Raw genomic sequence first — 12,901 nt, forward strand, 5'->3', positions numbered from 1 at the left:
AAGATTGACCCGACCGTTTCTCTTCAGACGGCCTTTTTATGTTGAGAATATGATGGAACCATCTTCCTACGCATCTGAAAAAAAAGGTAAAAACGGCATTAAGCGCATCATTAATGCGTTCGGTTATTCCAAAGACGGACTGGCTGCCGCGTACCGTTATGAAAGTGCATTTCGCCAAGTTTTTTGGTTGAACCTGATTTTAATTTTTTTGGCTTTCTTCCTTGATTTCGGCCCGCTCACTAAAATGGTGCTTGTTGTCGCATCGTTTATTTCACTGATTACCGAATTGTTTAATACCGCCGTCGAGGCAGCCGTTGACCATACCTCTACTGAAAAACACGAGCTGGCCAAGCGTGCCAAAGATGCCGGTTCGGCCGCGCAACTGATGGCTTTGTTCATGTTATTTATTGTTTGGATTGTTGCATTAACTGCTTAGAAATGTGGTAATATGGTAATTCATTAGGATTAGATAGTATTAGTTAATCTATATCAAAGTTTTCAGACGGCCTTCGGTTGTAAGATGAAGGCCGTATATTCCAGCCATGTGGCAAACATAAGGAGCAAAACATGAAAAAATTAATGGCAACCCTGATTCTGGCAGGCTTGGCAACTTCCGTATCTGCAGCCGGTATCCATATTGAAGACGGTTGGGCACGTTCTACCGTTGAAGGTATGAAAATGGGTGGCGCATTCATGAAAATCCAAAACGATGAAGCCAAACAAGACTTCTTGGTAGGCGGCAGCAGCCCTGTTGCCGAACGTGTTGAAGTACACACTCACGTGAACGACAACGGCGTTATGCGCATGCGCGAAGTTAAAGGCGGCGTGCCTTTGGCTGCGAAAGGCGTAACCGAACTGAAACCAGGCAGCTACCACGTTATGTTCATGGGTCTGAAAAAACAATTGAAAGAAGGCGAAAAAGTACCTGTAACCCTGAAATTCAAAAACGCGAAACCCCAAACTGTCGAGCTGGAAGTGAAAACCGCACCGCAATCCGGCATGGATCACGGTCACGGCCATGGTCACGGTGGCGCGCATCAGCACTAATTGCTTGAATTTGCATATAAAGGCCGTCTGAAAGTCATTGGGCTTTCAGACGGCCTTTTCTGTCGTTAAATCAAAATGTGCTAAAATTACGCTTTAAAAAATGCATTTGAAACCCACATTCCGCTCATGAATACTACCAACACACCAACAAACATCATCGTCGGCCTTTCCGGCGGCGTCGATTCATCCGTTACCGCGGCCCTGCTCAAGCAGCAAGGCCATCAAATCAGCGGCGTGTTCATGCAGAACTGGGAAGATGACGACAACGACGAGTATTGCAGCATCAAACAAGACTCCTTTGATGCCATTGCCGTTGCCGATATCATCGGAATCGATATCGACATCGTCAATTTTGCCGCACAATATAAAGACAACGTATTTGCCTATTTCCTCAAAGAATACAGCGCAGGCCGCACGCCAAACCCGGATGTCTTGTGCAATGCCGAAATCAAATTCAAATGCTTTTTGGACTATGCCATCGAGCAGGGCGCCGATACCATTGCCACCGGACACTATGCCCGCAAAGAAGTTCGCAACGGCGTGCATTACCTGCTCAAAGGCTTGGATCAAAACAAAGACCAAAGCTATTTCCTGTACCGCCTCAAACCTTTCCAACTTGAGCGCGCAATTTTCCCATTGGGTGAGTTGGAGAAGCCTGAAGTCCGCCGTCTTGCCGAAGAATTCAAATTACCGACTGCAACCAAAAAAGACAGTACCGGCATTTGCTTTATCGGCGAACGCCCGTTCCGCGAATTTCTGCAAAAATACCTGCCGACCAATAATGGCAAAATGGTTACCCCTGAAGGCAAAGTGGTTGGCGAACACGTCGGCTTGATGTTTTACACGCTGGGCCAACGCAAAGGCTTGGGTATCGGCGGCGCAGGCGAACCATGGTTTGTCGCGGCCAAGGATTTGACCAAAAACGAACTGATTGTCGTACAAGGCCATGACCATCCTTTGCTTTATACTCGAAGCCTGGTTATGAACGATTTGAGTTTCACATTGCCCGACCGTCCGAAAGAAGGCCGCTATACCTGCAAAACGCGCTACCGTATGGCTGACGCGCCTTGCACGTTGCGTTACTTAGATGATGAAACCATCGAGCTTATCTTTGACGAGCCGCAATGGGCGGTAACCCCCGGACAATCAGCGGTACTGTACGACGGCGATGTGTGCTTGGGCGGCGGCATCATCATGTCCACCGACAAGCCTGTCATCATTACTGCTTAACACAAGGGCCGTCTGAAAACGAAGCGGCAGATTGAATAAAGCCTTCAGACGGCCTCGATTTCAAAAAACGACTCAATAAAAGACTGATTAATATGGAAAAACTCTGGCTCAAAAGCTACGAACAAGGCGTAAACCCTGAAATCGATATTTCTCAATACAGCTCCATCAGCGACGTATTCCGTCAAAGTGTCGAGAAATTCGCAGATAAACCTGCTTTTCAAAATATGGGCAAAACACTGACTTATGCCGAAGTAGGCAAGTTGGCGACCGATTTTGCATCTTACCTGCAAAATGTATTGAAACTGCCGCGCGGTGAGCGTGTGGCGATTATGATGCCGAACGTTTTGCAATATCCGATTGCGCTTTTCGGTATTTTGCAGGCAGGTTTGGTGGCAGTGAATACGAATCCGCTTTATACGCCGCGCGAGTTGGAACATCAGTTGAAAGACAGCGGCGCGACAACGATTGTCGTGTTGGAGAACTTTGCCAATACGCTGGAATTGGTGTTGCCGCGTACACAAATCAAACATGTGATTGTCGCGTCGGTCGGTGAGATGTTCGGCATGATTAAAGGCGTGTTGATGAACTTTGTCATCCGCAAAGTGAAAAAAATGGTGCCGGAATACCGCATTCCCAATACCGTGACTTTTCAGACGGCCTTGAAGCAAGGTGCAGCAAATACGCTCAAACCAGTCGAGTTGACGCGCGACGATACTGCCTTGCTGCAATATACAGGCGGTACAACCGGTTTGGCGAAAGGCGCCGTCCTTAGTCACGGCAATATCTGCGCCAATATGCTTCAGGCGAAAGAATGGATTAAAAATAGCCTGCACGAAGGCAAAGAAACGGTCATTGCCGCGTTGCCGCTTTATCATATCTTTGCCTTGACGGTAAACCTGATGATTTTCGCCAATACCGGTTCTAAAATCATCCTGATTACCAACCCTCGCGATATGAAAGGGTTTATCGGTGAATTGAAAAAAGAGCCGATTAGCGTATTCATCGGTGTGAATACCCTGTTTAATGCGATGGTCAACCGTCCGGATTTTGCCGAAGTTGATTTTTCCCGTTTGAAGCTGACTTTGGGCGGCGGTATGGCAACACAAAAAGCCGTGGCGGAAAAATGGAAAAAAATTACCGGTACGCCGATTGTGGAAGCTTATGGTTTGACCGAAGCCAGCCCGGGCGTATGTTGTAATCCTTTGAATATCGAAGCTTACAGCGGCGGTATTGGTCTGCCTGTTTCTTCAACCGAGGTCGAATTGCGTGATGCGGATGGCAAAGAAGTGCCTATCGGACAGCCGGGCGAATTGTGGGTACGCGGCCCGCAAGTGATGAAAGGCTATTGGAACCGTCCGGAAGAAACCGCCAAAGCAATCGATGCACGCGGCTTTTTAGAGACCGGCGATATTGCTGTGATGGATGAAAAAGGCTGGTTGAAGCTGGTGGACCGCAAAAAAGATTTGATTGTGGTATCCGGTTTCAATGTGTATCCGAACGAAATCGAAGAAGTGGTGGCCGGAAACGACAAAGTCTTGGAAGTCGCCTGTATCGGCGTGAAAAGTGAGAAAACCGGCGAAGCGATTAAGGTCTTCGTCGTACGCAAAGACCCGTCTTTGACTAAGGAAGAGCTGATCGATTTCTGCCGCAAAGAACTGACGGCGTATAAAGTGCCGAAAGACATCGAATTCCGCGACGAGTTGCCAAAATCCAACGTTGGCAAAATCCTGCGCCGCGAGCTGCGCTGATATATAGAATCAGTATGATAAGGCCGTCTGAAAACGCTGTTTTCAGACGGCCTGAAGCTTTTGCCGTTTGCCAGAATATGCTGCTTCAAGTTAAAATCACACATTCCAACATGGGTATCACATCATGACTAAATTTATTTTCGTAACCGGCGGCGTTGTATCTTCTTTGGGTAAAGGTATCGCCGCCGCTTCTATTGCTACTATCCTTGAGTCGCGTGGCTTGAACGTGACCATGCTTAAACTCGACCCGTATATCAACGTTGACCCGGGTACCATGAGCCCTTTTCAACACGGCGAAGTATTCGTGACCGATGACGGCGCGGAAACCGACCTCGACTTGGGTCACTACGAGCGCTTCATCAACGCCACCATGACCCGCCGTAACAGCTTCAGTACCGGCCAAGTCTATGAAAACGTGATTGCCAAAGAGCGCCGCGGCGACTATTTGGGTGGTACCGTACAAGTGATTCCGCACATTACTGATGAAATCAAACGCCGTATCCATGAAGGCGCGGCTGGTTATGATGTGGCGATTGTTGAAATCGGCGGTACAGTCGGTGATATCGAATCGTTGCCTTTCTTGGAAGCCATCCGCCAAATGCGCAGCCAGCTCGGCCGCAACAATACATTGTTTGCCCACCTGAGCTATGTGCCTTACATTGCCGCCGCCGGCGAAATCAAAACCAAACCGACCCAGCATACCGTTAAAGAAATGTTGAGCATCGGTTTGCAACCGGACATCCTGATCTGCCGTATGGACAGAGAAATGCCTGCGGACGAGCGCCGTAAGATTGCTTTGTTCTGTAACGTTGAAGAACGTGCCATCGTGGGCAGCTACGATGTGGACAGCATCTACGAATGCCCTGAAATGCTGCACAACCAAGGCATCGACAGCATTATTACCGAGCAGTTGCAGCTGAATGTCAAACAAGCCGATTTGACCGAATGGAAGAAAATCGTTCACGCGATTCGAAATCCGAAACATACCGTCAAAATCGCGATGGTCGGCAAATACGTTGATTTGACCGAGTCCTACAAATCATTGATCGAAGCCCTGAAACACGCCGGTATTCACACTGAAACCGACGTACAAATTACCTTTGTCGACAGCGAAAGCATCGAGAAGGGCAATGGCGACGTTTCCATGCTCAAAGGCATGGACGCGATTTTGGTGCCGGGCGGCTTCGGTTCACGCGGCGTAGAAGGCAAAATTGCCGCCGTACGCTATGCGCGTGAAAACAACGTACCATATTTGGGCATCTGTTTGGGTATGCAAATTGCCCTGATTGAATACGCCCGCGATGTTGCAGGCTTGAAGGGTGCGAACTCTACCGAGTTTGACTTGAAATGCGCCGCGCCTGTCGTTGCCCTGATTGACGAATGGCAAACTGCCGACGGCAGCGTAGAAACCCGTGACGAATCTGCCGATTTGGGCGGCACCATGCGTCTGGGTGCGCAAGAAGTTGACCTCAAACCGGGCAGCCTTGCTGCAAAAATCTACGGCAGCGAACATATCCGCGAACGTCATCGCCACCGCTACGAAGTTAACAACAACTACGTTCCTCAGTTGGAAAAAGCCGGTTTGGTCATTGGCGGCGTATCCGCAGGCCGCGAGCGTTTGGTTGAAACCATCGAATTGCCAAATCATCCTTGGTTCTTCGCGTGTCAGTTCCATCCGGAATTTACTTCCAATCCGCGCAAAGGCCATCCTTTGTTCAGCGCATTTGTGAAAGCTGCGTTGGGTAACAAAAAAGCCTGATTGATGTGATTGAAAAAGCACCCGTTTCCGGGTGCTTTTTTGTTTTCAGACGGCCTTAGAAGTTATTTGTCTTCATTGACTTCGCGCTCGTTCAAAGGTTGTACGGGACGGTTGTTTTCGCCACCGATAATGTCGCGTATGGCTTTAAACTGCGCCGCATCTGCCTGAACCGGAGTTTTTAAGACAACCCAAGTAATGTTTTCGCTGCAAATAGGAAAGGCCGTCTGAAATTGCTTTCAGACGGCCTGTTTTATTTGAAAATGTTGTAAAAAGTCTAAACTCTAATGAATAAAAGTGTCTATCAAGATGAAAGTAGTTGTTTGTAGCGTTGGAAAACATTAATATTGCCAAACGTGTTTTCACGAGATTTTAACTTTGTTTTGGAGAGAATAATGAAAAAATCGATTATCGCTTTGGTTATTGCCGGTTTGCCACTGGCTGCCTCTGCAGAAGTGATTCTGTATGGTCAAATCAAAAGCAGCGTGACCGTCGGTCAAGTAAAAATCAAAGGTGATGCAGGTTCTGAAACCAGCTCTACCGCAACCAGCATCAATGACAATACTTCCCGTATCGGTTTCAAAGGCAGCGAGAACTTGGGCGGCAATTTGAAAGCCATTTGGCAAGTTGAACAAAAAACAGCAATCACGGGCGGTTCCCAAGGTTTTGCCACTCGTGATTCCTTCATCGGTTTGCAAGGTAAATTCGGTAAGATTCGCGCCGGTAAACTCAGCAATATGCTGAACGAAATGGACACCATCGATCCATGGATGTACAAAACCAATGCCGCAGGCTTGGGCATCTTTACCCGTACCGGCAACCGTAACGCTGCTGTACGCTACGACAGCCCGGATTTCGGCGGATTCAAATTCAACGTGTCTTACGCACCGCGCGATAACCGCAATCCTTCAGACAAATACACGCACACCAAACCGGCCAAAGACCAATACACCGGTGGCGTGAGTTTCTCTAAAAACGGCTTTACCGCCAATGCGGCTTACGGCCACTACAACGGCGCGTACACCGACAAATCAGGCAAAGTCAAAGCGGCGCAAATTGCCAAAGTCGAAACTTATTACGATAAAGACAATCTCTTTGTCGGCGGCGGCGTACACTATGCCAAAGGCCATGAGACAGGCAACGAATATTTAGGCTATTTCACTGATGGTTTTAATGAGTACAAGGGTAGTGACATCACTGCTGATTCAGGCAAATCTGAAGCCGTGAAAGTGGTTGATGCAGCGGTAACTGTCGGCTACAAATTCGGTAATGTGACCCCACGCATTACTTACGCGCACGGCTGGCCTGCCAAGGGCGTGAACAGTGGCGAAAAATTGGTGGATAAATTCGACCAAGTCGTTGTCGGCGGGCAATACACCTTCAGCAAACGCACCGGCGTAGTTGCCCAACTGGCGTATCTGAAAGTCGGCAACAAAACCCGTCTGACTGCGGCCAACAAAGGCGGCGTTGAACAAAAAGCCGCTTCTGTGGGCCTGTATCACAAATTCTAAGCCGTCTTGAAAGACAAGGCCGTCTGAAAAATTTCAGACGGCCTTTTTGTTGATTAAAGCGGTTTATTTGTCGTGCTTGGTCAGCGTTGTGCCGTGACGGCCGCCGCGTTCTTTCAAACGTTGTACCAAGCCTTCAACCGTTGTCGGCATACCGTCGATACAGAATGCCTGATACAGGGCGGTGTGCAGGGCGTCGTTGCGGCTGAACGCATTGCCGATCAGCTTCCAATCGCCTTTGCGCGGCTCAATCCAGCGGTGATTTACTGTGTCGCCGTAAGCGAATACTTTGTAAGACGAACGTTTGTCTTTGCTGTAAGTAAAGGATGTGCGGGCGCAATAGAGGCCTTCGACGGAGAGGTTGTCGTAGCCTTTGTCGGAGCGCACATTCAAGACGTAGCGGATGCTGTTGTCAGGCGCAGGCATAATTTGCAGGCTGCTGAGCAGGATTTTAGGCTGCTTGCCGTAGGTTTCGTTGACATAGAGGTCGAACCAATCGCCCGATTGGGTATCGGGCAGGGGCGGCAACTCGGCTTTGTGTTCTTTAAACTCGCGTGCGGCAACTTCTTCAGGGCTTTCCTGATAACGCGTGTTGGTCAGCGTATCCTTTTGGCTGAAACCCAAAGCAAATGCTTGAGTCGCGGCAAGGCTGAGAGCGAGAAGGGCAAAACGGCGCATAGACAGCTCCAAAGTGAAAAACGGCTTTATTTTATGGGCTTGCAGGGTGGGGTGCAAGTAAGTGCGGTATAATTGACGTTAATTCTGATTAATATGACGAGTTTTCATCATGAATACACAAACTCTGGATGTCATCGGTTTGAAATGCCCTCTGCCGATTTTGCGTGCCAAAAAAGCTTTGGCGCAAATGCAGGAAGGCGAAGTGCTGACCGTATTGGCCACCGATGGCGGCGCGCCCGGCGATTTTGAAGCGTTTTGCCGTCAGACTGGACATGTTTTGTTGGAATCGAGCGAGGCCGACGGCGTGTTCAAGCTGGTGTTGAAGCACAAATAAAGGCCGTCTGAAATGTCTAAAGCCGTCGCGTTGTCTGCCGCTGTATTGGCCGTCTGCCTGAGTGCATGCGGTAATGAAGGCGTTTCGCCGCAGAACGCTGCCGATTATGCCCAAAATGTAACCGACTTGTTCCGCCAAAGCTGCGTGTCCGCAGACGGAGATGTCGCCCTTGTCGGCGAGTTTGCCAATGCCAACAAACTGGTTTTATTGTCGAAAAAAGATATTGCCGATTTGCCTGCCGGAATGATGGATTTGGAGGCATTAAGCATTTGGAAGAAAACGGAAAACGGCGCAGATTATTATTTGAGCCTGACTGAAGACAGTTGCAGCGTGCGCACGGCTAAAGCCGACGACCATCTGATTTTTAAACAATTTTTGGCTTTGGCAGAAAATCCGCCGCAAGGTTTGAACGCTGAGTTGCGTGCCGATAATTTGGCGGAAACCCCGTTGCCTATGCGTCAGATTTCCTACGCATGGCGCGCGTCCGGCAGTCCGAAAGAAACCTTGCTGACCGTTAAAACAACGTCGTCCGAGCATTTTCCGGTACAGGCTGTTTTTTATTTGACCCATCATTCTTACGACAATAAGGCCGCCGTTTTGCCTTAGGCCGGTTGACGATTGAAACATCAAATCGATAGAAACCGTTACCGCCGAATAAAGGCCGTCTGAAACATTATCAAACCAAACCACTCGAAAGTAAGCTATGCAAACCCTGACCATCATCCGCCCCGACGATATGCACTTACACCTGCGCGACGGCGACGCACTCAAAGCCGTTGCCCCGTACACCGCCCGACAAATGGGCCGCGCGGTTATCATGCCCAACCTGAAGCCGCCCGTTGTCAGCGTTGCCGATGCCCAAGCCTACAAAGAGCGCATTATGGCCGCCCTGCCTGAAGGCAGTACCTTCCAGCCGTTGATGACGCTTTATTTGACCGACAATGCCACTCCCGAACTCGTGCGCGAAGCCAAGGCTGCCGGTATCGTGGCTTTCAAACTCTATCCGGCAGGCGCGACCACCAATTCCGATTCCGGCGTGACCGACCTGTTCAAACTGATTCCCGTGTTGGAAGAAATGGCGAAACAGGGTATTTTGTTCTTGGTTCACGGCGAAGTCACCGATCCTGAAATTGATATTTTCGACCGCGAAGCCGCCTTTATCGAGCGCGTGATGAAGCCGGTTTTGGCGCAAGTGCCGAATCTTAAAGTCGTGTTTGAACACATCACCACTGCCGAAGCAGCCCGACTGGTATTGGAAGCAGGCGATAATGTGGCCGCGTCTGTGACGCCGCAACACTTGCTGCTCAACCGCAACGACCTCTTGGTCGGCGGCGTGCGCCCTCATCATTTCTGCCTGCCTGTACTCAAACGCGAAACCCACCGTCAGGCTTTGGTTGCCGCCGTTACCGGCGATAAGGCGCACAAATTCTTCCTCGGTACGGATTCTGCGCCACATGCCAAAACTGCCAAAGAAAATGCTTGTGGTTGCGCCGGTATGTTCAGCGCGATGACTGCCATCGAGCTTTATGCCGAAGTGTTTGAGAAAGCAGGCGCGTTGGACAAACTGGAAGCCTTTGCTTCTAAAAACGGCCCGCGTTTCTACGGTCTGCCTGAAAATTCCGATACCATCACACTGGTCAAACAAACGCAAACCGTACCTGCCAGCGTACCTTACGGCGATGGCGAGCTTGTGCCGATGAGGGCCTGCGGCGAGATTGAATGGACGGTGCAATATTAAATTTGCCGTCAATGAGGCATAAAAAGAAACAACCTGCTTGAAAGGGCAGGTTGTTTTTTTATTGTCGTTCAGACGGCCTGTCATGGGGAGGGAGGCTCACTAGGCCGTCTGAAAACCGGATTAGAGTGTGTGTTTATTCGGTCAACATGGGTTTCAACGCTTCCCAAGCCTGCGGCAGCTGGGTAAAGCCGTCTGAAGCCATCAAATGGCCGCCTTCGGGAATATGGGTAACAGGGCTTTTGAGCTTGGTTGCCATGTCCAAAGTCAGTTCGGGCGGAACATGGGTGTCGTTGTCGGAAACCAGACAGTGTTTGGGCATGTCGATTTTGCGCAGGATGTCGAAATCGGGGGATGCTGCTTTAATGTAGGCATCAAGTGTGGGCAGGGGCAGCAACGTATCGGCAAAACCGGCGGCAAGCAGCAGACCGCCGATTTTTTGCGGCTGTTGGCGGCTGAGGAAGTGAAGGAGGGTAATGCAGCCGAGGCTGTGGCCGACTAGGAAGGTATGGGCATCGGGCTTGCCGATGTGCTGGTCAAGGGTAAACTGCCACGCGGTCGTGCTTGGTTTGTCGGGATTGGGCATGGCGAGGGAGATTGCTTGTGCGCCGGTGCTTTTGACTTGGGCGCAAAGCCAGTCAAACCAGTTGCCGTGCGGATTGCCTTCAAAGCCATGTACGATATAAACGCGTCGATTCATGTTTTTCCTCCTTCAGACGGCCTGAGACTTTTGTCTAAATCTCTGCCTATAAGCGTTTATTATACCATGTTTGTTTATGTTTTATTGTTTGCCGTTTGGTAAGGATGGTTGATTAAGCTTTTGTTGTTAAATGATATTTGCAAGAATAGTAAAGCAAACAACACGGCAGGGGCGGATGGCGTTGCCGTGTTGTTCGGGTTTGAAATATATATGGGCCGTCTGAAAAACCGGTTTAGAAATAGCCTTGTTTTTTGCGCTCTTCCATTGCCGCTTCCGATACGCGGTCGTCCATGCGTGTGGCGCTGCGTTCGGAAATGGTTGCGGCGGCGGTTTCGGCAATGATGTCTTCGGGTGTGGCGGCGGTGCTGGCAACAGGGCAGGTGCAGGAAATATCGCCGACGGTGCGGAAACGGACATCACGGATTTGGGCAACTTCGCCTTCGCGCTTCGGCGTCAATGGTGTAACGGGAACGAGCAGGCCGTTTCGTTCGACCACTTCGCGTTTGTGGGTGTAATAAATCGGCGGCAGGGCGAGTTTTTCGCGTGCGATGTATTGCCAGATGTCCAATTCCGTCCAGTTGGAAATCGGGAACACACGCATGTTTTCGCCTTGGAACAGGCGCGTATTGTAGAGCGACCATAACTCAGGACGTTGGTTTTTGGGATCCCATTGGCCGAACTCGTCTCGGAAAGAGAAGATGCGTTCTTTGGCGCGCGCTTTTTCTTCATCGCGGCGTGCGCCACCCATCAGCGCATCAAAGCCTTGTTCTTCGATGGTTTCAACCAGTGTAACGGCTTGGGCGGCGTTGCGTGAATCGGTTTCGCGGCGCAAGACGACGCTGCCTTTGCGGATGGATTCTTCTACGCTGCCGACCACAAGTTGTACGCCGGTACGCGCGACCGTATCGTCGCGGAATTGAATCACTTCGGGGTAGTTGTGGCCGGTATCGACGTGCAGGAGTTTGAACGGCAGCTTCAGCGGACGGCCTTCGATTTGGAAGGCTTTGACGGCAAGCGCCAGCAATACGACGGAGTCTTTGCCGCCGGAAAACAGCAAGGCCGGGTTTTTGGCATTGGCAATCACTTCGCGGATAATGTAGATAGACTCGGCTTCGAGCCAGTCGAGGTGGTGGTTTTGGATGGACATTTTTTCTCTCTTTACAACCTTGGCGACAGTCGATACTTTAGTGAGGCCGTCTGAAAAAGGGAAAGAATGGTTTGTTTGTTGCAAAGATGTTTTTGTTATATTGCAAGGCCGTGTTTTTCAGACGGCCTTTGCGCTTTAACTTATTTTTAACCCGAATTCTCTGACGAAGCATCTATCTTGGCGTACACTTTGGTCTTTTATAAATGAGAATGGTTTATGTATCACGGCGAGAGATTTAATGCGTACAGCCATTTGGCCGGTTTCTTGTTGGCAGTGGCGGCCTTGGTGCTGATGCTGGTGAAAGCGGTGGAATCGGCGGACGGCTATCGGATTGCCGGTGCACTGACTTACGGAATCTGCCTGCTGCTCCTGTATTTGGGCTCAACCTTATACCACAGTATTCCGCAGCCGAAGGCCAAGGCAATTTTGCAAAAGGTCGATCATTGCATGATTTATCTTTTGATTGCAGGCAGCTATACGCCGTTTACGCTGATTACCCTTCACGGCGGCTGGGGCTGGTCGCTTTTCGGCGTGTCGTGGGGGCTGGCTTTGCTGGGCATTGTTCAGGAGTTGACGATTGGGCGTAAAAGCGAGAAGCGGCTGCTGTCGATGGTGATTTATGTGTTGATGGGCTGGCTGATTGTGGTGGCGGTATGGCCGCTGATACAGTCGCTTTCGGCCGGCGGATTATTTTGGCTGGTGTTGGGCGGCGTATTGTATAGCGCGGGGATTTATTGGTTTATCAACGATACGAAAATCCGCCACGGACACGGTATCTGGCACTTATTTGTCTTGGCAGGCAGTTTGACTCAATTTATCAGCATTTATTTTTATGTGTTGTAGATTCAGACGGCCTGAGACCTTTGCAAAATTCCTTTCCCCCAACAGCCGAAACCTAAACACAGGTTTTCGGCTGTTTTCATCCCAAATCACTCCTGATTCGACTCAAATACCCCCTTAATCCCCCTTGGATACCTGATTAAGCAGGCATCCGGGCCGCCTTTTAGGCAGCAACAGG

At 50.0% G+C, this 12,901-nt stretch carries 14 protein-coding genes; 10 read left to right on the forward strand and 4 right to left on the reverse strand.

Translation table 11 applies throughout. The features are described from left to right. Positions 1–52 precede the first annotated feature (52 nt). The 5 genes from HMPREF2606_RS05370 (at position 53) to HMPREF2606_RS05390 (ending at position 5,784) form a co-directional block, all read left to right on the forward strand. Positions 53–436: a diacylglycerol kinase gene (locus tag HMPREF2606_RS05370; protein WP_070584350.1), complete on the forward strand. Its 384-nt coding sequence runs from the start codon at positions 53–55 to the stop codon at positions 434–436. A 131-nt stretch (positions 437–567) separates the two neighbouring features. After that, complete coding sequence (locus HMPREF2606_RS05375; protein WP_070584325.1) at positions 568–1,047, forward strand: copper chaperone PCu(A)C; 480 nt, start codon at positions 568–570, stop codon at positions 1,045–1,047. Between the two features lie 126 nt (positions 1,048–1,173). Beyond that, entirely contained in the window at positions 1,174–2,277 is a 1,104-nt protein-coding gene (gene mnmA / locus HMPREF2606_RS05380) for a tRNA 2-thiouridine(34) synthase MnmA (RefSeq protein WP_070584326.1), read from the forward strand. Positions 2,278–2,369: 92 nt separating this feature from the next. Further along, complete coding sequence (locus tag HMPREF2606_RS05385; RefSeq protein ID WP_070584327.1) at positions 2,370–4,025, forward strand: AMP-binding protein; 1,656 nt, start codon at positions 2,370–2,372, stop codon at positions 4,023–4,025. A 124-nt stretch (positions 4,026–4,149) separates the two neighbouring features. Next, the gene (locus tag HMPREF2606_RS05390) at positions 4,150–5,784 is read left to right on the forward strand and encodes a CTP synthase (RefSeq protein ID WP_063076388.1); all 1,635 of its coding nucleotides are present in this window, start codon (positions 4,150–4,152) and stop codon (positions 5,782–5,784) included. Positions 5,785–5,846: 62 nt separating this feature from the next. On the opposite strand, the gene HMPREF2606_RS10695 is transcribed toward HMPREF2606_RS05390, so the two are convergent. Then, the gene (locus HMPREF2606_RS10695) at positions 5,847–5,996 is read right to left on the reverse strand and encodes a carbonic anhydrase family protein (protein ID WP_349267268.1); all 150 of its coding nucleotides are present in this window, start codon (positions 5,994–5,996) and stop codon (positions 5,847–5,849) included. A gap of 180 nt (positions 5,997–6,176) precedes the next feature. Between HMPREF2606_RS10695 and HMPREF2606_RS05395 the strand changes: the two genes are divergently transcribed. Continuing rightward, positions 6,177–7,292 carry a porin gene (locus HMPREF2606_RS05395; RefSeq protein ID WP_070713013.1) on the forward strand — a complete coding sequence of 372 codons (1,116 nt, stop codon included), beginning with the start codon at positions 6,177–6,179 and terminating at the stop codon, positions 7,290–7,292. A gap of 63 nt (positions 7,293–7,355) precedes the next feature. On the opposite strand, the gene HMPREF2606_RS05400 is transcribed toward HMPREF2606_RS05395, so the two are convergent. After that, positions 7,356–7,967 (reverse strand): CNP1-like family protein, encoded by a 612-nt coding sequence (locus HMPREF2606_RS05400; protein WP_070713010.1) that lies wholly within the window; start codon positions 7,965–7,967, stop codon positions 7,356–7,358. Between the two features lie 109 nt (positions 7,968–8,076). On the opposite strand from HMPREF2606_RS05400, the gene HMPREF2606_RS05405 reads away from it, so the two are divergent. The 3 genes from HMPREF2606_RS05405 to pyrC all read left to right on the forward strand — a co-directional run bounded on the left by HMPREF2606_RS05405 (position 8,077) and on the right by pyrC (position 10,039). Beyond that, positions 8,077–8,301: a sulfurtransferase TusA family protein gene (locus HMPREF2606_RS05405; protein WP_003681929.1), complete on the forward strand. Its 225-nt coding sequence runs from the start codon at positions 8,077–8,079 to the stop codon at positions 8,299–8,301. 12 nt (positions 8,302–8,313) lie between these two features. Next, the gene (locus HMPREF2606_RS05410; RefSeq protein ID WP_070713007.1) at positions 8,314–8,907 is read left to right on the forward strand and encodes an NMCC_0638 family (lipo)protein; all 594 of its coding nucleotides are present in this window, start codon (positions 8,314–8,316) and stop codon (positions 8,905–8,907) included. Between the two features lie 97 nt (positions 8,908–9,004). After that, positions 9,005–10,039 (forward strand): dihydroorotase, encoded by a 1,035-nt coding sequence (gene pyrC, locus HMPREF2606_RS05415; RefSeq protein ID WP_070713005.1) that lies wholly within the window; start codon positions 9,005–9,007, stop codon positions 10,037–10,039. A 133-nt stretch (positions 10,040–10,172) separates the two neighbouring features. Here pyrC and HMPREF2606_RS05420 read toward each other — a convergent pair whose 3' ends face one another. After that, entirely contained in the window at positions 10,173–10,736 is a 564-nt protein-coding gene (locus HMPREF2606_RS05420; RefSeq protein WP_070713003.1) for an RBBP9/YdeN family alpha/beta hydrolase, read from the reverse strand. A gap of 232 nt (positions 10,737–10,968) precedes the next feature. Next, positions 10,969–11,967 (reverse strand): sulfate adenylyltransferase subunit CysD, encoded by a 999-nt coding sequence (gene cysD / locus HMPREF2606_RS05425; protein WP_168165907.1) that lies wholly within the window; start codon positions 11,965–11,967, stop codon positions 10,969–10,971. Between the two features lie 132 nt (positions 11,968–12,099). Here cysD and HMPREF2606_RS05430 point away from each other — a divergent pair, with 132 nt between their 5' ends. Further along, positions 12,100–12,726, forward strand: coding sequence for a PAQR family membrane homeostasis protein TrhA (locus HMPREF2606_RS05430; RefSeq protein ID WP_049335514.1), 627 nt, complete (start codon positions 12,100–12,102; stop codon positions 12,724–12,726). The last annotated feature ends 175 nt before the right edge of the window (positions 12,727–12,901 follow it).

It is taken from the genome of Neisseria sp. HMSC070H10, assembly GCF_001837635.1.
GTDB classification, from domain to species: Bacteria; Pseudomonadota; Gammaproteobacteria; order Burkholderiales; family Neisseriaceae; genus Neisseria; species Neisseria subflava_A.